Source organism: Streptomyces sp. NBC_00207 (assembly GCF_045160965.1).
GTDB lineage: Bacteria > Actinomycetota > Actinomycetes > Streptomycetales > Streptomycetaceae > Streptomyces.
In genome coordinates, this window is sequence record NZ_CP130715.1 from 7,623,626 (window position 1) to 7,641,355 (window position 17,730).

10 protein-coding genes and 2 pseudogenes are annotated in these 17,730 nt (G+C 73.8%); 6 read left to right on the forward strand and 6 right to left on the reverse strand.

All coding sequences use genetic code 11. From position 1 onward, the window contains the following. Positions 1-102: 102 nt before the first annotated feature. Both OG472_RS35415 and OG472_RS35420 read left to right on the forward strand, forming a co-directional pair. Positions 103-1,251 carry an FHA domain-containing protein gene (locus tag OG472_RS35415; protein ID WP_401605229.1) on the forward strand — a complete coding sequence of 383 codons (1,149 nt, stop codon included), beginning with the start codon at positions 103-105 and terminating at the stop codon, positions 1,249-1,251. Between the two features lie 176 nt (positions 1,252-1,427). After that, positions 1,428-4,460 carry a protein kinase domain-containing protein gene (locus tag OG472_RS35420; RefSeq protein WP_405942412.1) on the forward strand — a complete coding sequence of 1,011 codons (3,033 nt, stop codon included), beginning with the start codon at positions 1,428-1,430 and terminating at the stop codon, positions 4,458-4,460. Positions 4,461-4,566: 106 nt separating this feature from the next. Here the strand turns inward: OG472_RS35420 and OG472_RS35425 are convergent, their stop codons facing one another. Next, complete coding sequence (locus tag OG472_RS35425) at positions 4,567-6,099, reverse strand: amino acid permease (protein ID WP_405942413.1); 1,533 nt, start codon at positions 6,097-6,099, stop codon at positions 4,567-4,569. An 86-nt stretch (positions 6,100-6,185) separates the two neighbouring features. After that, on the reverse strand, positions 6,186-7,166 hold the full coding sequence (locus OG472_RS35430) for a hypothetical protein (RefSeq protein ID WP_405943230.1): 981 nt from the start codon (positions 7,164-7,166) through the stop codon (positions 6,186-6,188). A gap of 303 nt (positions 7,167-7,469) precedes the next feature. On the opposite strand from OG472_RS35430, the gene OG472_RS35435 reads away from it, so the two are divergent. Genes OG472_RS35435 through OG472_RS35445 form a run of 3 tightly spaced genes read left to right on the forward strand, consistent with a single transcriptional unit; the run spans position 7,470 to position 11,526 of the window. After that, positions 7,470-8,906: an FGGY family carbohydrate kinase gene (locus OG472_RS35435; RefSeq protein ID WP_405942414.1), complete on the forward strand. Its 1,437-nt coding sequence runs from the start codon at positions 7,470-7,472 to the stop codon at positions 8,904-8,906. Then, positions 8,903-10,330, forward strand: a complete 1,428-nt coding sequence (locus OG472_RS35440) for an FAD-dependent oxidoreductase (protein WP_405942415.1) — start codon at positions 8,903-8,905, stop codon at positions 10,328-10,330. The genes OG472_RS35435 and OG472_RS35440 overlap by 4 nt, the downstream gene beginning before the upstream one ends. Next, positions 10,327-11,526, forward strand: a complete 1,200-nt coding sequence (locus OG472_RS35445) for an NAD(P)/FAD-dependent oxidoreductase (RefSeq protein WP_405942416.1) — start codon at positions 10,327-10,329, stop codon at positions 11,524-11,526. The genes OG472_RS35440 and OG472_RS35445 overlap by 4 nt, the downstream gene beginning before the upstream one ends. 104 nt (positions 11,527-11,630) lie before the next feature. On the opposite strand, the gene OG472_RS35450 is transcribed toward OG472_RS35445, so the two are convergent. From OG472_RS35450 to OG472_RS35460, 3 genes and pseudogenes are all read right to left on the reverse strand, one after another. After that, on the reverse strand, positions 11,631-12,782 hold the full coding sequence (locus OG472_RS35450; protein WP_405942417.1) for a hypothetical protein: 1,152 nt from the start codon (positions 12,780-12,782) through the stop codon (positions 11,631-11,633). Between the two features lie 109 nt (positions 12,783-12,891). After that, a pseudogene (locus OG472_RS35455) lies at positions 12,892-13,269 on the reverse strand (protein kinase domain-containing protein); the annotation flags it as partial. Positions 13,270-13,534: 265 nt separating this feature from the next. After that, complete coding sequence (locus OG472_RS35460; RefSeq protein ID WP_405942418.1) at positions 13,535-15,601, reverse strand: phosphocholine-specific phospholipase C; 2,067 nt, start codon at positions 15,599-15,601, stop codon at positions 13,535-13,537. Between the two features lie 246 nt (positions 15,602-15,847). On the opposite strand from OG472_RS35460, the gene OG472_RS35465 reads away from it, so the two are divergent. Next, on the forward strand, positions 15,848-17,194 hold the full coding sequence (locus tag OG472_RS35465) for a cytochrome P450 (protein WP_405942419.1): 1,347 nt from the start codon (positions 15,848-15,850) through the stop codon (positions 17,192-17,194). Between the two features lie 196 nt (positions 17,195-17,390). Here the strand turns inward: OG472_RS35465 and OG472_RS35470 are convergent. After that, positions 17,391-17,662, reverse strand: a pseudogene (locus OG472_RS35470) (transposase); the annotation flags it as partial. Positions 17,663-17,730: the final 68 nt, after the last annotated feature.

Below are 17,730 nucleotides of genomic sequence, written 5' to 3' on the forward strand. Positions count from 1 at the left end.
GAGTGCGCGGCGCCGGATGCCGATAGCCTCTGTTCCTGTCACCGGAGGGATCGGCGAGAGGGCGGGACACGCGTGGCGAGCGATCTGGCGGCGTTCCGCCGTATGGAACGTCAGTTACGGGGTGAGGCCGCCCAGGCCGACTACCTGATCGACCTCTCGAACGTGGTCCGCGACAGGGACCTCGGCGGCAGCGCTCCGAGCTCGCTGGAACGACTGCGGCTGGTGCTCGCGGCGCTGCGGGAGTGGACCGGGGACCGGGAGGCGACCGTCCACGCGATCGCCGACGACAATCTGCTGGGCCCCCGGTCCGATGCGGACTACCCCGACCCCGCCGAGGTCGCGCTGCTGCGCGACTGGCGGGACCGCGGCCTGATCGCCGTGATCGCCAAGGCGGATCCGGACCTGCTCGACCACGCCAAGGTGTTCGGCACCAGGGTCATCAGCCACGACTACTTCCGCGGGCACCGGGGAGAGCACCCGTGGATCCAGGGCGACCGCGAGCACTTCCTCGAGCCGAGGCGCGGTACCGACGGCTCGGTCCGGCTGGTCCTGCGGGACATGCGGGTGTTCGCGGACCGGGTGATCTCCCAGGAGGGCGAGCGCGACGACCTCAAGGCGCGGAACCTGCTGGACTTTCGGGGCCGCCCGCGCTCGGAGGTGCTCGAACGCTCCTGGCGCTGCCCGCGGACGCCCTGCAACCCCAGCCCGGCGATCCGATCCGGCAAGGTGGTCTGCCGGTCCCACGGGACGCTGCTGGCCGACCTCGGACCCCGCCGCCCCCGGCTCCAGCTCAAGATCCTGGTCGACGGCGTCTGCCAGGCATGGGAGAACCTCACCGAGGACGACAGCCGGGAGTTCGTCCTCGGGCGCGGGCACCTCGCCTCGATCGGGGAGCGCCATCTCGCGGACGACCGCCGGGGCAGGATCAGCCGGCGCCATCTGGTGATCGTCTCGCGTCGGGGCACCCTCCGGGTCCTGGACGCCAGCACCGCGCGCAGCCGGATCCGCACCCTGCGGCCCGGGCGTGAGCCCACGCCGTGGCAGCCCCTTCCGCATCTCGACGAGGGCTCCGGGGGCGTGCCGAGGGAGCGACTGTTCCGGGGGTTCGGCCCCGACGACGAGATCGAGCTCGTCCCCGGGGTCGTCCTGCGGCGCAGTGGCCAGCGGTGGCCCGGGGAACGCGGCGATGGCGTACGGGCGAAGCCGCCCAGGCGGGCACGGGGCAACGACGCACTGACCAGCACGGACTGAGCGCGGCGCGGGAGCTGTGGACGGCGCGCACGTTGCCCGGCCACGGCCGCCGGCCGCGAAGGCGCGGCCGGCATGGCGGTAGGAGTGTTCGAACGGCCCTGCGGGACCGGCGGGTCGATTCCGGTGTGCGCCCCGCGGGGTGCAGTGACGGCCGGTGGATCGGTGGGGGAGTCGATTTGGAGCCACTGCGGGAGGACGATCCCGAGACGATCGGTCCGTACCGGCTGTTCGCCCTGCTGGGCCGGGGCGGCTGGGGGAACGTCTACTTCGCGCGCAGCGAGTTCGGCCGCGGCGTGGCGCTCAAGACGATCAGGCCCGAGCACCTGGCGGGGAATCCGGAGCGCTTCCGCCGCCGGTTCGCCCGTGAGGTCGAGGCGGCCCGCGCGGTCGACGGTACGTACACCGCCCAAGTGGTGGACGCCGACACGCATGCCGCCGAGCCCTGGCTCGCCGCCCGCTACATCCGCGGGGTCGACCTGGCGGAGGCGCTCGACCACTGCGGGGCCCCGCTGCCCCAGCGGACGTGGCGGGTCCTGGCGACCGGCCTGGCCGACGCCCTGCGGAGCATCCACGCCGCGGACCTGGTGCACCGCGACCTCAAGCTCGCGAACATCCTGCTGGCCGGAGACGGACCGTACGTCATCGACTTCGGGATCGCCCGGAACCTCTCCCCGGCCGGCAGCGCCACGCTGACCGGCTCCGGTGCGGCCCCCCGCACCGTCACCTTCTCCTCGCCCGAACAGCTCCGGGACGAGCGGGTGGGGCCGGCGAGCGACGTCTTCGCCCTCGGCGTGGTGCTGGCCTACGCGGCGCTGAACCGGCACCCGTTCGGGCCCGGCTCCGAGGCCCAGATCCAGTCGAACATCCTGCACGGGCACCGCCGGCTGGACGGGCTGCCGTCCGGCGTGGAGAAGATCGTCCACTCCTGCCTGGAGCCGAGCCCGCAGAACCGGCCGACGCCGGCGGAGCTGGCCCGGCTGCTGCCGCCGAGCGTGTCGCCGAAGGAGCAGGAGTGGCTGCCTCCCGGGCTGCGGAGTGCGCTCGCCGGGCTGTCGGACCTCGCTGTGGACCTGGCGGAACCGATGCGCCACCGGCGCCCCGGGCACGAACCGCCGGTTCCCCCCGGCCCCGGACACCCCCGTGCCGCCACGCCCGCTTCGCCGGCCGTCCGCTCGGTCCGTGAGCGCGATTTGGCGCCCGCGCCGCCCAGGGCGTCGTTCCACGAGGCGACCACCCTGCCCCCGGCCGGCGCCGGGCCGACCGCGCGGCAGGTCCCCCCGCCGGCCGAGCCGAAGGTGGCGCCGCCGCCGGCGAGTCCACCAGTGGCACCCGCCCGCAAGGCCTCGGCCGGCAAGGCGTACGCGGGTGAGCCCGGCGCCCGCCACCGGGCCGCCGCCGAAGCCGGGAACTCGGAGGCCATGCGCCAAGTGGCCGCCGCCTGCCGCTCTGTCCGCGACTGGCAGCAAGCGCTGTCCTGGTTCCGGCGAGCGGCCGAGGCCGGCAACCCGACCGGTGCGAGGGAGGCGGCTCAACTGATCGAGGCGCACATCCCGGAACAGCGGGACCAGGCCGCATCCCTCTACCGGAGGGCGGCCGAGGGCGGGGACCTCCACTCGGCGATGCGGCTGGGCGCCCTGCTGGAGCAGGAGCCCGGCGGGCTGGCCGAGGCCCTCGCGTGGTACCAGAAGGCCGCGGGGCGCAGCCATGAGAAGGCCCCCGAGGCGGTGGCCCGCGTCCGCGCGGCGCTGGCCCGCGCCAAGTCGTCCCAGGCGAAGGACGTGAAGGTCGCGAAGGTCGCCAAGGAGGTGAAGGTCGCAGAGGACGCCGAGGCAGCGCCGATGCACGAGCACGAGGCAGCCGCCCGCGACGGCCGGGTGGAGTCGATGCTGGCGCTGGCCAGTTGGCACCTGGCGGCGAAGCGTGAGCAGAGAGCCCTCACCTGGTACCGGAGCGCCGCCGAGGCCGGCGATGTCGATGCCATGGTGATCTCCGCCCAGCTGCTGGCCAGGGATCCCAGGAAGCAGGCCGAATCCCTCGACTGGTACCGCCGGGCCGCAGCTGCAGGCAACACCTACGCGATGCACTGGGTGGGGTGTTGGCTGAAGCAGCAGGGCAACCTTCCGGACGCGCTGGCCCACTTCCGCGTGGCCGCGGCCAAGGGGCACCGGGGCGCCATGGTCGAGGCGGCGGAGATCCTGGAGCGGACGGCACGGGAACCGGAAGCGCTGAAGTGGTACCAGCGCGCCGTCGAGCAGGGACACCCCAAGGCCGCCGGCGAAGCGGAACGCCTCCGCGCGGCGCTGGCCGGCACCGGTCCGACCGGTTCCACCGCGCCGAAGCCCACGCCGAAGAAGGCGGCAGCGGAGCCCGCGCCGAAGAAGGTCGCAGCCGAGCCTGCGCCGAAGAAGAATGCGGCCGAGCCCGCCTCGAAGAAGAAGGCCGCAGCCGAGCCCGCGCCCAAGAAGGCGGCCGCTGAGCCCGCGGGGAAGAAGGCCGCTGCCAAGTCCGTGCCGAAGAAGGCCGCGGCCGAGCCCGCCTCGAAGAAGGCCGCCGTACGGACGCCGCCGAGCCTCGCCGCGCCGACCGAGGGGGCGCAGCCGACCCCCGCCTCCCTGCGGGCCGCCGCCGCGAAGCACGAGCGGGGCGACCGGCTGCCGGATGCCCTGCAGTGCCTCCTCCGGGCCGAACAACTCGGTGACCGGACCACCAAGCGGGACATCGCCCGGCTGCACCTCGTACTGCGCGACCGGAGCAACCGCTCCGTCGACCGCAAACAGCACCTCAGGCAGGCGGTACAGCGCTACCGCGACCTTGCCGAGGGCGGCGACGTCGAGGCCATGCTCGCCTTGGTGGGACTGGACTCCGGCAACGCCTTCGCATGGCGGCTGCGGGCCGCTCAGGCGGGCAACATCCAGGCCATGCGACAGGTCGCCCGCACCCAGCTGAAGGTGGGCGACGACGAGCACGTGCAGGCGGCCCTGTCCTGGCTGCTGGAGGCCGCCAAGGCCGGCGACGGCGCGGCCATCCTGGAGGGCGCCCGGGCCCACGAACAGCGCGGCGCATACGGGAATGCCATCGACTGGTACCGCTGGGCCGAGGAGAACGGTGTGCCGGGCGCGGCCAAGGAGGTGGCCCGCGTGACGGCCGAACGCCCGGGGGCCGCCCTCTGGCACCGGTGGTCGGAACGCCTGCGCCGGTTGAAGGGGTGACCGGCATCTTCGCCGTCGCCCGGCAGGGGCCGTTCCGGGGAGATCCGGAACGGCCCCTTGGTCATGGTCGTGGTCATGCCCGGGAGCAGTGTGCGCGGGGGGAGGGTCAGACGATGCCCTCGGCGATCTCGGCCTGTTCGCGGGCGTTGCCGTATGCCGACGGGGTTCCGTACGAGCGGCGGGCGGTGTACCACCAGGCGCTGGCCAGGGCCAGGACCACCGCCAGGGCGATCACGGCGTAGTTCATCGAGTCGATGGTGACCGGCGACTTCTGGGGCAGGCAGAACAGGACGGTGACCACGGCCACCCAGACGACGGCGGTCCAGCCGATCGGCTTGCTCCAGCGGCCCAGGTTCCACGGGCCGGGCTGGAAGCGGTTGCCGGCGCGCAGGCGCAGGTAGATCGGGATGGCGTAGGCCGGAGTGATGCCGATGACGTTGATGGCGGTCACGGCGCCGTAGGCGGTGGCGGAGTAGAGGGAGGGGAGCGCCAGGACGCCCGCGACGACGACCGAGAGCCAGACGGCCGGGACCGGGGTCTGCGTACGGCTGCTGACCTTGCGCCACAGCGCGGAGCCGGGGAGGGCGTTGTCGCGGCTGAAGGCGAAGACCATCCGGCTCGCGGCGGCGACCTCGGCGTTGCCGCAGAAGAGCTGCGCGACGATGACGACGAGGAGCAGGGCGGTGGCGCCTCCGGAGCCCAGGGCGTCGAGGAAGATCTGGGCGGGCGGGACGCCGGTGGCGCTGCCCTGGACGGCCGCGTAGTCCTGGATGGCGAAGGTGAGGCCCGCGAGCAGCGCGAACCCGGCGATCCAGGAGACCCAGATGGCCCGGACGATGCCCTTGGCGGCGGAGACGGAGGCGTTGGAGGTCTCCTCCGAGAGGTGCGCGGAGGCGTCGTACCCGGAGAACGTGTACTGGGCGAGCAGCAGGCCGACCGCGGCCACGTAGAACGGGTTGGCCCAGCCGGTGTCGTTGACGAACTCGGTGAAGACGAACGAGGCCGACTGGTGCCGGTCGGGGACGAAGGCCAGGGCGCCGACGATCACGGCCACGCCGGCGAGGTGCCACCAGACGCTGACGGAGTTGAGCACGCTGACGAGGCGGACGCCGAACAGGTTGAGCACGGCGTGCAGCAGCAGGATGCAGAGGAAGATCAGGAAGGTCGAGCCCGCGGTGGGCACGAAACCGAACTGGAGGTTGAGGAAGGCGCCGGTGAACAGGGCGGCGCCGTAGTCGATCCCGGCGATGGCGCCGAGCAGGCCGAGCAGGTTGAGCCAGCCCGTGTACCAGCCCCAGCGGCGTCCGCCGAGCCGGTCGGCCATGTAGTACAGCGCCCCCGAGGTGGGATAGGCGCTGGTCACCTCGGCCAGGGCGAGACCCACGCAGAGGACGAAGAGGCCGACGCCGACCCAGCCCCACATCATCACGGCCGGACCGCCGGTGCCCAGGCCGAAGCCGTAGAGGGTCATGCAGCCGGACAGGACGGATATGACCGAGAAGCTGATGGCGAAGTTGCCGAAGCCGCCCATCCGGCGGGCGAGGACGGGCTGGTAGCCGAGTTCCCTCAGGCGTTCCTCCTCGTCCTGCCGGGGCGGGGCCTTGCGGTCCTGGCGGACGGTCGGCGCGGTTCGGGACATGGGGAGGTACCTCCGGGGGTTCGTGGAGCGCGGGGACGGGGAGCGGGAGTGGGGCGGTGAAGCGGTGGGGCCGCGGGGAGCGGAGGTCAGCCCCGGCCGGCGAGGCTGCGGGACCGGGCCTGCAGGAAGACCTCTGCGGCCAGTTCCTGGTCGGCGGGGTCGCGGGTGCGGTAGGCCCAGGGCAGGGTGGTCCAGTACCGGTCGATCGTGTCGAAGACCTGGGCCGCCTCGCCGAACCGGTTGGCTCCCCACAGGGCGTGGGCGAGGTGGTTCAGGTCGAGCGGGGAGGCGCGGCGCAGGTCGGCGTACCGGAACCAGCTGTCCAGGGCGTGGCCGGCGTCACGGATGGAGTCCTCGGCGACCCAGTGCAGGTCGAGCGCCCTCTCCTGGCCGCGCTCGCGGCGGTAGCGCTCGATGCTCAGGTACAGCGGCAGGAGGTGGACTGCGGACCCGGGCGCAGCCGAACCGGCGGCCCAGTGCACGAAGTTGGCCGCCTCGGTGAGCGGCCCGGGGGTGCCCGCACACACGAACTGGAGCATCCGGTGGTACGCCTCGCGGTTGTGCGGATCGCGCTTGTCGGCCTGCGCGAGGATGCCCCAGGGTCCGGTGGGCAGCATCACGGTGGGCGCGCGGAGCCGGTGCTCGTCCATCGAGCGGTGTTCGTCGAGGGAGGCGAGGGCGAGCAGGCAGACCCACGGCACGGGGTCGGCGGGGCTGGCCTCGGCGGTGTCACGGCAGGCCTCCCACGCCTCCCGCCACAGCTCGCGTGTGCGCGGGTGCCGTGCGCGGTGGGCGCGGACGGCCCGTTCGACGACGACACGGGTGTGCATGACGGACGCGGCGACGCTGCGCGGCTCCTCCGCGCGCCAGGCCTGGACCACGTCCGAGCCGGCGGCGACCGCGGCGAGCACCTGGGTGCGCTGGGTCCACAGCCCCCAGCCGTCCGTCCGGTCCAGTAACTGCGCCATCGACACCCAGCGGCCGGTGCGCAGGTCCTGGACGGCGACGCGCAGCTCGTTGTCGTGACCGGCGGGATGGTAGACGGGCCGGAAGTCGCCGCCCGCCATCACCTCGCCCCGGTCGACGGGCGGCCGGGACGGGCGCGTCTTGCGGTGGTCGTGGTCATCGGTCCTCGCATCGCACATGGCCTTCGCGCCTGGTGATCGCCGATCACTATAGATCGAGTGTGAGCGTTCGGGTCGGGGAACATTTCAAATGCAACTATCAAGCCACATACGAGATATGAATTCGCGTCAGCTCTGTCGTGATGCGATCGCCGGCCGCACGGACGGATCTTGACGGGCGACGTCCGCTGGTGAAGGCTTCCGAACGACGATCACACGCATGCCGATACCAGGGACGGAGTGGTGATGACGGGCCCGGTGCTCGCTGTGGACCAGGGGACGTCGGGAACCAAGGCCCTCGTCATCTGTCCCGTACGCGGGGTCATCGGCTCCGCCTCCGCCCCCGTGCGGCCCCGGTACCTGCCGGGCGGCCGCGTGGAGGTCGACCCCCGTGAGCTGCTGGACTCGGTCGTCGACGCGGGGCGCGCCGCACTGGCGGCGGCCGGTGAGCCGGTGGTGGCGGTGGGCCTGGCCAACCAGGGCGAGACCGTACTCGCCTGGGACCCTGCGAGCGGTGAGCCGCTGACCGACGCGATCGTCTGGCAGGACCGCCGGGCCGAGCAGCTCTGTACGGAACTGGCCCCGCACGCCGCGTCGTTGCAGGAGCTGTCGGGGCTGCCCCTCGACCCGTACTTCGCCGCGCCGAAGATGGCCTGGATACGCCGCAGCCTGACCCGGCAGGGAGTCGTGACGACCAGCGACGTGTGGCTGGTGCACCGGCTCACGGGCGCCTTCGTCACCGATGCGGCGACCGCGGGCCGCACCCAGCTCCTCGACCTCGACACCGTCGACTGGTCCCCGGCGGCACTCGACGCCTTCGGCCTCACCGGCGAGCGGCTGCCGGAAGTCGTCGACGCGGACACCCACGTCGGCACCACCACCGCCTTCGGGCCCCCGCTGCCGCTGACGGGCCTGCTCGTCGACCAGCAGGCCGCCCTGCTCGCACAGCGCGTCACCGAGCCGGGCACCGCCAAGTGCACCTACGGCACCGGGGCGTTCCTCCTCGCACAGACCGGCCCGCTGCCCCGGCGCAGCACCTCCGGACTGGTCGGCTGTGTCGCCTGGCGGCTCGGCGGGGAGACCAGCTACTGCCTGGACGGGCAGGTCTACACGGCCGCCTCCGCCGTGCGGTGGCTCACCGACCTCGGCGTGATCTCCGGCGCCGAGGACATCGACACCGTGGGAGGCACCGCCCCGGACGCCGGCGGCGTCACGTTCGTCCCCGCGCTCGCCGGGCTCGCCGCCCCGTGGTGGCGGGGCGACCTGCGGGGCTCGGTCACCGGCCTCGGCCTCGACACGACCGCCGGGCACCTCGTGCACGCCCTGTGCGACGGCATCGCCGCGCAGGTCGCGGAGCTCGCGGACGCGGTCGCCGCCGACCTGGGGGCGCCGCTGGCCACGCTGCGCGTCGACGGCGGACTCACCCGGTCCGCGCTGCTCATGCAGGCACAGGCCGATCTGCTCCAGATCCCCGTCGAGGTCTCGGCGCTGCCGGACGCCACCGCACTCGGCGTCGGGGCGGTCGCCCGGCTCGGCCTCGACCGCTCGCTCACCGCCCACGAGGCCGTCCCGGAGTGGAAGCCCTCCGCCGTCTACGAGCCGAGGGCCGGCTCCGCGCACGCGGCGGAGCGCCGCGCACGGTTCCGGACGGCGGTCTCGGCCCTCCTCGACGGCCCGGCATGACGGTCACCACCGGCGGCCCGCTGCCCGCGGGCGACGGCCGGGGCGAGCAGGGAGCGTACGGCGCGTACGACGTGACGGTCATCGGCGCCGGCGTCGTGGGCTCGGCCATCGCCCGTGAACTGGCCCGGCTCCCCCTGCGGATCGCCCTCGTCGACGCGTCCGACGACGTCGGCAACGGCACCTCCAAGGCCAACACCGCCATCCTGCACACCGGTTTCGACGCCGTGCCCGGCTCCCTGGAGTCCCGGCTCGTCCGGGAGGGCCGGCGGCTCCTCGCCTCGTACGCCGCCGGCACCGGCATCCCGGTGGAACCGCTCGGAGCGCTCCTCGTCGCCTGGAACGAAGAGCAGCTCGCGGCGCTGCCGGGGCTCGCCGACAAGGCCGTACGCAACGGCTACCGCGCGGCCCGGATCCTCCCGGCCGGGGAAGTGTGGGCCCGCGAGCCGGAGCTCGGGCCCGGCGTCCTGGGGGCGCTCCACGTGCCGGACGAATCGATCATCTGCCCCTGGACGACCACCCTCGCCTACGCGACGCAGGCCGTGCGTGCCGGCGTCGACCTGCACCTCAACTGCCCGGTGCGCTCCATCACTCCGGGCGAACCGCACACCCTGGCCACCGGCCGGGGTCCGCTGCGCACCCGGCACCTGGTCAACGCGGCGGGCCTGTACGCCGACGAGATCGACCGGCTGCTCGGCCACGCGGACTTCACCGTGACGCCCCGGCGCGGCCAGCTGATCGTCTTCGACGAACTCGCCCGCGGCCTCGTACGCCACATCCTCCTGCCGGTGCCGGACGCGCGCGGCAAGGGGGTGCTGGTGACACCGACCGTGTACGGGAACGTCATGCTCGGGCCGACCGCCGAGGACCTCGACGACAAGACGGCCACCGGGTCGACCGCCGAAGGGCTCGCACTGCTGCGGGAGAAGGGCCGGCGGATCCTGCCGGCGCTCCTGGAGGAGGAGGTCACCGCCGTGTACGCCGGGCTGCGGGCGGCCACCGGGCAGGAGGACTACGCGATCCGGGCGCATCCCGCACAGCGGTACGTGAGCGTGGGCGGGATCCGCTCCACGGGGCTGACCGCCTCCCTGGCGATCGCCGCCCATGTGGTGGAGCTGCTCGCGGACGGCGGTCTGCCGGTGTCCGGCGCACGGGAGCTGGAACCGGTGCGGATGCCGAACCTCGGCGAGGCCTTCCCCCGGCCGTACCGCGACGCGGCCATGATCGCGGCGGACCCGGAGTACGGCAGGATCGTCTGCCACTGCGAGCGCGTGACCCGCGGGGAGATACGCGACGCGCTCGCCGGGACCGTCCCGCCCGGTTCGCCCGACGGCCTGCGGCGGCGTACGCGCGCCCGGGGCGGCCGCTGCCAGGGCTTCCACTGCGGGGCCGCCGTCCGGGCCCTGTTCGAGGAGGCCCGCCGGTGAACCGTACGGACGTGCCGGTCGACGTTCTGATCGTCGGCGCCGGCCCCGCCGGACTGACCCTCGCCGCCCGGCTGGCGGCCGCCGGCGCCGGGCGGGTCGAGGTACTGGAACGAGAGGAGGAGGCGGGCGGAATGCCGCGCCACCTCCACCACGGCGGCTTCGGCCGGCCGCCGCGGCCCTGGCTCCGCGGGCCCGAGTACGCACGACGGTCGGTGCGGGCGGCGCTCGCGGCCGGGGCCACGGTCCGCACCGGGGCCACCGCCACCGGCTGGGCCGGCCCGCTGACCCTGGAGACCACCAGCCCGGCGGGCCTGGAACGGATCACGGCCCGGGCCGTGGTCCTCGCCACGGGCGCCCGGGAGCGCCCCCGCAGTGCCCGGCTGGTGCCGGGTTCGCGCCCGCAGGGCGTGCTGACCACCGGCGAGCTGTTCCAGACGGTCCACCGCCACGGCCTGACCGTCGGGCGGCGGGCCGTGGTCGTGGGCGACGAGGCGGTGGCCCGGCACGCGGTGGGCACGCTGCGGCGGGCGGGTACGGAGGTGGTGGCGATGGTCACGGAGCGCCCGCGCGCCGCAGCCGTTCCCGGGGTCCCGCTCCTCACGGCGACCACGGTGGGCGAACTGCGCGGCCGTGGCCGGCTGACCGGCGTGGCCGTCCGCCACCGGGACGGCCGGTCGGGGGTGCTGGCCTGCGACACGGTGGTCTTCACCGGCGACTGGATCCCCGATCACGAACTGGCCCGCCGGGGCGGCGTCCCCCTGGACCCCGGCACCCGGGGCCCCGGTGTGGACGCGTCGTTCCGTACCCCGGTGCCGGGCGTCTTCGCGGTCGGCAACGCCCTCCACGGCATCGAGCGCGCGGCCACCGCGGCCGGGGAGGGCGCGGCCGCGGCGGCCCCGCTCCTGGCCCACCTGGCCGGCGCCCCCTGGCCGGAGCCCGGCCCGCCGCTGGAGGCCCGGGCCCCGCTCCTGTGGGTGACGCCGAACCGGCTCACGGGCACCGCCGGGCGGCCGCTGCTCCTGCGGTCCGGGGAACCGCTGACCGCCCCGCTGGTGACGGTCCACCAGGACGGTCGGCCGCTGTGGCGGCGCCGCTTCGCGGGCCCGGCCTCCCCGTCCCGGTCGCTGCGGCTGCCCCCGGGGTGGACGGCCCGCGTCGACCGGACCGGCGGCCCGGTCGTGGTGGCCGTCGGCTGACGCGGGCCCGCCGGGAGACCGACGGAGCCGGTCACGAAGACACGATGGCCGGGTGGACCGGCTCTCCCCCTTCGGCGGGGAGCCGGTCCTCGAGGCCGTACCCGCTACTGATGGACGGCCGAGACGGGAACGCTGTCGATGGTGGCCGCCCCGTCGGCCCGGTAGCCGGCGGTCCAGAGGGGGCGGTCCTGGTCCGGGTCGCCGTACACACTTCCGCCACCCGCGCAGAAGTAGTTGAGGCGCAGGCCGGCCAGGGAGTCCGTGGCGCCGCCGGCGAAGGTGCACGTCTTGCCGTTGGCGAGCTCGAGGATCAGGGGCGTCGGGACGGGGCCGCCCGGAATGTGGAAGTTGTTGCCGGGGAGCGTTTCGGTGAGGGTCAGCCGCCGCATGTGCCTCGGGTCGCCCTCCATGCAGAGGAGCACGGGGTGTTCCGGGCCGACGTCCGGGGCGAAGCAGGGGTCGAGAACGGTGCTGTCGGCGGAGCAGCGCCAGGCGTCCGTGCGCTGTGTCTTGCTCGAGCTGCTCCAGCACGATCCGACGGCGTCCCCCGTGACCACGATGCCCTTCGCGGGGGCGTTTCCGCCGACAGCCCAGGGGGCGATGGTGCGGACCACGGTCCGGGTCGGCTGCCGGACGGCGACGGTGGGCGTCGCGACCGGCTCGGCCGCGGACACGGTGGGCGCCGCCGTGCTGCTCGACGCCAGCGGGGCAGGCGGTCGTTGATCGTCCGCAGCCTGAGGAGGAGCCGGTGCCGTGGAGGCGGCCACCGGCTGCCCCGGAGAGCCGTCCGGAGGGACGAGGATGAGGAACATGGCGCCGAGAGCGCCGACGGCAGCGCCGCCCGCGACGATCGCCGCGCGCTGCAACCAGGTCCTGTTCCTCGCCGGCGGAGGCTGCGCAGCCGTGCTCCAGGCGGGGTCTTCGACGGTGGGGACGCGCCACTGGGTGGCGATCAGGCTGTGCACCGCCGCCGGCTGCCCCGGGGTGGCGGCGAGGAGCTGGGTCGCAGCGCTGCCGAGCAGGTCGGACGTGACCTCCTCCAGGTGCTCGGCGGCCGGGCGCTGGGCGGGCTCCTTGGCCAGACAGGACGCGACCACTCCCCGGAGCTCCTGCGGTACGCCTTCGAGATCGGGTTCCTCGCGCAGCACCCGGTACGCGACCACGTCCGGGGCTCCCGTCCCGAACACGGGGCGGCCGGTGGCGGCGTAGGCGACGAGCGCTCCCCAGGCGAACACGTCCCCCGGGCTGTCCACCACGCCGCCCCGGTACTGCTCGGGGCTGATCCAGCCCGGAGTGCCCCGTCATGACACCCGTCCGCGTGACCGCGGTTCCATCCGTCACATGGGCGATGCCGAAGTCGAGAACACGCGGGCCGTGCGGGGAAAGGATCACGTTCGCCGGCTTGAGGTCACGGTGCACGACCTCGGCGGCGTGCACGGCAGCCAGCGAGGCGGCGGTCCCGGCCGCGAACAGGAGCAGCGGGACGCCGGAGAGCGGACCGTACGCAGCCGTGTGTTCGTGCAGGGTGGGGCCCGGCACGTACTCCGTGACCAGCCAGGGGATCCCGGCGGCCGGGTCGGCGTCGACGAAGGGGACCAGGCCCGGCCCGGCGACTCGACGGAGCACCCCCACCTCGCGATGGAACCTGGCGCGGAACTGCGGATCGGCGGCGAGCTGCGGGTGCACCCTTTTGAGCGCGACCCTGCCGCCCCGGCCGTCCAGCGCCGCGTACACGGTGCCCATGCCACCCGAGCCGAGCCGGCCGATGAGCCGGTACGAGGCGATCTGCGGCAGGTCGCCGGGCAGCAGCGGGCTGATCACAGAGCTCAAGGCAGGTCCTCGACGATGGAGCACGGAGGCGGGTCGCGCGGTAATTCCGAACCGTAGCGGGTGGCTCGGCCCGGTACTGAACCTTGCCTTGCGACCATGCGGTCGGGGGCCGTTTCGGAGAATTCCGGAACGGCCCCCGACCGCATGGCGGGGAGGGGGTGCCGGTGCTGCTGTGGGGTCAGGAGGACTGGTTCGTGAGGATTCCCGGGTCCGACAGGCCGGCCGCGCCCGTCTCGACCTTGCCCGCGAAGCGGCGTCCGAAGTCCGGGGTCTGCGAGGAGGTGACCGTCACGTCGTACCAGCGCCGCGTGTTCTTCAGCGAGACGGTGTACGTGACGGTCGCGCCCTTGGCGACGGTGAGGCGCTTCGGCCCGCCGGCGTAGGCGTTCGTGACCGTCAGGGTGGCGGTCGACGCCCCGGCATTGGTGACCGTGAGGTCCAGGTTCCCGGTGGCGGCGTTGTGGCGGGCGGTGACCTCGGGGCCGGGGGTGGTGCCAGGGTTGCGGAAGCCGCGCAGGAAGCCGTTGGGGCCGTGCACGGTCAGGTCGGTGACCCCGGCCGAGTAGCGGGTGTTCCAGGTGTCCGCGATCGACTTGCCGGCCTCGGTCGTGTAGGTCCAGGGGGCGTCGGTGCGGTTGCCGGAGGTGACGTAGAACTGCGCGCCCAGGTCCGGGCCGCCGCTGAACGTCAGCCGGAACCTGCCCTCCGCCACGAGCGCCGAGCCGTCCACGTACGGGGCGTACTTCAGCGGACGGGTCTGGCGCAGGCCCTTCTCCTGGCGCGGCATGACGCCCTCGGCTGGCGGGGTGGCCCGGAAGTCGGGGTGGCGCTCGCGGTCCTGCGGGAACCAGGCGCCGGTGTCGGGCAGCGGGGCCGTGCCGGTGTCCTTGCGGGCGAAGTCGAAGGCGGAGGTGAGGTCGCCGCAGACGGCGCGGCGCCAGGGCGAGATGTTGGGCTCGGTCACCCCGAACCGCTGCTCCATGAAGCGGATGACGGAGGTGTGGTCGAAGGTCTCGGAGCAGGAGTAGCCGCCGGTGCTCCACGGGGAGACCACGAGCATCGGCACGCGCGGGCCCAGGCCGTACGGTCCGGCGACGTAGCCGGGCTTGCCGGGGAAGACGTCCAGGGCGGTGGGGGTGGTCGACAGGCCCTGCGCGGCACTGGCGGGGGCGTACGGCGGGACGACGTGGTCGAAGAAGCCGTCGTTCTCGTCGTAGGTGATGAAGAGCGCGGTACGGGCCCACACGTCGGGGTTGGAGGTGAGGGCGTCCAGCACCTGCGAGATGTACCAGGCGCCGTAGTTGGAGGGCCAGTTGGAGTGCTCGCTGAAAGCCTCGGGGGCGGCGATCCAGGAGATCCGGGGCAGGGTGCCGGCGGCGACGTCGGCGCGGAGCCGGTCGAAGTAGCCCTCCCCGGCCTTGGCGTTCGTGCCCGTCCGGGCCTTCTCGAACAGGGGGCTGCCGGGCTGGGCGCCGCGGTAGGTGTTGAAGTAGAGGAGGGAGTTGTCGCCGTAGTTGCCGCGGTAGGCGTCGTTGATCCAGCCCCAGGAGCCGGCCGCGTCCAGGCCGTCGCCGATGTCCTGGTAGACCTTCCAGGAGATCCCGGCCGTCTCCAGCCGCTCCGGGTAGGTGGTCCAGTCGTAGCCCGCCTCGGCGTTGTTGAGGACCGGGCCGCCGCCCTTGCCGTCGTTGCCGGTGTGGCCGGACCAGAGGTAGTAGCGGTTGGGGTCCGTGGAGCCGATGAACGAGCAGTGGTACGCGTCGCAGATGGTGAAGGCGTCCGCCAGGGCGTAGTGGAAGGGGATGTCCTCGCGCGTCAGGTGGGCCATGGTCGTGGCCGTCTTGGCGGGCACCCAGTTGTCGTACTTGCCGTTGTTGAAGGCGCTCTGGCCGCCCGCCCAGTCGTGGTTGAGGCCCTGGAGGAACTCCATGCCGAGGTCGTCGGACGGCGGGCGGAAGGGCAGTGTCACCTTCGTGCCGTCGGACTGGTGGAAGACCGACTTGCCGCTGGGCAGGGTCACCGGGCGCGGGTCGCCGAAGCCGCGGACGCCGCGCAGGGCGCCGAAGTAGTGGTCGAAGGAACGGTTCTCCTGCATGAGCACCACGATGTGCTCGACGTCGGCGATGGTGCCGGTGGTCCCCTGCGCGGGGATGGCGGCGGCGCGGGCGATGCTCTCGTTCAGCATCGTCAGCGCGGTGGCGCCGCCGGCGAGCTGCAGGAAGCGACGGCGGTTGAGTTCTGCCATGGCGGTAACGACCTCTGCGGTTGGGGGTGGTTGCGCGCCCTCAGCAGAGCGCGCCCGGCATACCGGATGGGGAGCCTGGCGTGACGGTGGCGCATACGCCAGGCGAACGGCAGCCGGATTCCGGCGGAGTTCGGCCGGAACCCGCCTACGGGGGCGGGCGGGCGCGAGGCGGGGTGTCGCCCGGCGCGCCCGCTCCCCTACAGTGCGTGATGACCCCACCCGGTGCCGCCGAACAGGAGCACGCCCGTGGCCACCCACGCCCGCCCCGGTCCCCGTCCGAGTCCGTCCTCCGCCGGCCGCCGGGTCCCCGAGCTGGATCCCGGCACCGTCGGGCAGTGGCGGGACGGGGGAGGGGAACTCGTCGAGCTCTTCACCCAGGCGCACCAGCGGCTCGGCGGTGTCGCCGCGTTCCGGCTGGGGCCCCGCCCGACCGTGCTGGTCACCGGCGCCCAGGCCGTCCAGCACGTGCTCGCGCTCCGTCCGGACCGGTACGTCAAGCGCTCGCACCGCGCCCGGCTGCTGATCGGCGACGGCGTCCTGTCCGCGACGGGGGAGGCGTGGCAGCGGCAACGGCGGCTGCTGCAGTCGCAGTTCACCGGTCCGGGAATGCGCCGCTACGAGCAGCGGATCACCGAGGCCGCCCGGACCACCGCGGCGCGCTGGGCCGGGTACGCCCGCAGCGGGCAGGTCCTCGACGTCGGCGAGGAGATGCGCCGCTTCGCCCTGGACACCATCTGGCGTTCCCTGACCGGGCACCCCCTCGACTCCGCCACGGAACGCGAACTCGCCGCCGTACCCGCCGTGGTGGCCGTACTGCCCCAGCTGCCCGCCGACGGCGCCGCCGCCCAGGAGGCCGTCTCCGCCGAGCTGGCCAGGATCGACGCCGTGGCGAGCCGCGCCATCACCGCCGCCCGCGAGGGCGGGGCCGGACCCGACGGTCCCGGCCTGCTGCACGTCCTGCTGGACGCGGCCACGACGCGGCCCGAGTACACCGACCGGCTGATCCGCGACGAGCTGGTCACCCTGCTGCTCGCCGGCCACGAGACCACCGCCACCACCCTGACCTGGCTCTACCTCCTGCTGGACCGCAACCCGCAGGCGCGGGAACAGGCCCTCGCCGCCGGCGCCGAGGGGTCCCCCGAGCGGCGGCACGCCATCCAGGCCCTCGTCAACGAAACGCTGCGCTTCTACCCCTCCGCGTGGATACTGCCGCGCTGCGCCGCGCAGGACGACGTCCTCGCCGGATACGAGGTCGAGGCCGGCACCGACGTCATCGTCTGCCCCTACCTCACGCACCGCGACCCCGGACTGTGGGAAAACCCCGCCCGGTTCGACCCGGGGCGCTTCACCACCCCCGGCCGGCGCCCCGCCCACCCGGGGAGCTACCTCCCCTTCGGCATCGGGCCCCGGGCCTGCCTGGGCCTGCAGTTCGCCCTCCGCGAGTCGACCCTCCTCCTGGAGCACCTGCTGCCCGCGCACGTCCCGCACTTCCGGTCCCTCCCCGCCAAGGCCGCGTACGGCATCACCGTCCGCCCGGACGGTCCGACCCCGGCGGTGCTGGCGGGCGGTCAGTACCCCAGCCGTAGATCGTGATCTTCATGCCTGAGTGGCTTGTCGACGGCGTGGACGGGTCGGACAACGAGTGTGATGAACAGGCGCTGGATCTCGTGTCAGGTGAGCGGAATGAGGGCATCGGGTCCGGGGCGGGTGTGCTCGTCTGCGCGTACGACGGTGAGGAAGGCGTGCGCGAGCATGGCGAGGGTGACCCAGCGGGACCAGGAGGCATGTCCTTCTTCACGTCCTCGGTCTCGTCGACCACCAGTACCTCCTGGTCGTCGTGCAGGTGGTCCACCACGTAGTCACACACATCGTCGCGGACCCGGTCGGCGTCCCACTCGGCCCGGCCGAGCAGGTGCTGCATGCCGTCCGGGGTCCTCTCCCCGGCCCATTCGGCGATGGTCCAGCAGTTCGTGCGCGGCGGTCCGACAGCAGCCCGAGCATCAACTTCCATATTCGAAATGGGGGTTCGACCCCTGTGAACCGTCCCGCTGTCCGGCTCATCAGGCCCTCGAACGCCTCCTGCCGGCGGGCAGGGTCTACGCTGTGACCTGCGGCCACCGCGTGATCGT

Bases quoted from the DNA above. Each gene is read 5' to 3' on its own strand.
- OG472_RS35415 (WP_401605229.1), top strand. From the start codon at position 103: ATGGAACGTCAGTTACGGGGTGAGGCCGCCCAGGCCGACTACCTGATC.
- OG472_RS35425 (WP_405942413.1), bottom strand. From the start codon at position 6,099: ATGTCCCGAACCGCGCCGACCGTCCGCCAGGACCGCAAGGCCCCGCCC.
- OG472_RS35430 (WP_405943230.1), bottom strand. From the start codon at position 7,166: ATGGCGGGCGGCGACTTCCGGCCCGTCTACCATCCCGCCGGTCACGAC.
- OG472_RS35435 (WP_405942414.1), top strand. From the start codon at position 7,470: ATGACGGGCCCGGTGCTCGCTGTGGACCAGGGGACGTCGGGAACCAAG.
- OG472_RS35440 (WP_405942415.1), top strand. From the start codon at position 8,903: ATGACGGTCACCACCGGCGGCCCGCTGCCCGCGGGCGACGGCCGGGGC.
- OG472_RS35460 (WP_405942418.1), bottom strand. From the start codon at position 15,601: ATGGCAGAACTCAACCGCCGTCGCTTCCTGCAGCTCGCCGGCGGCGCC.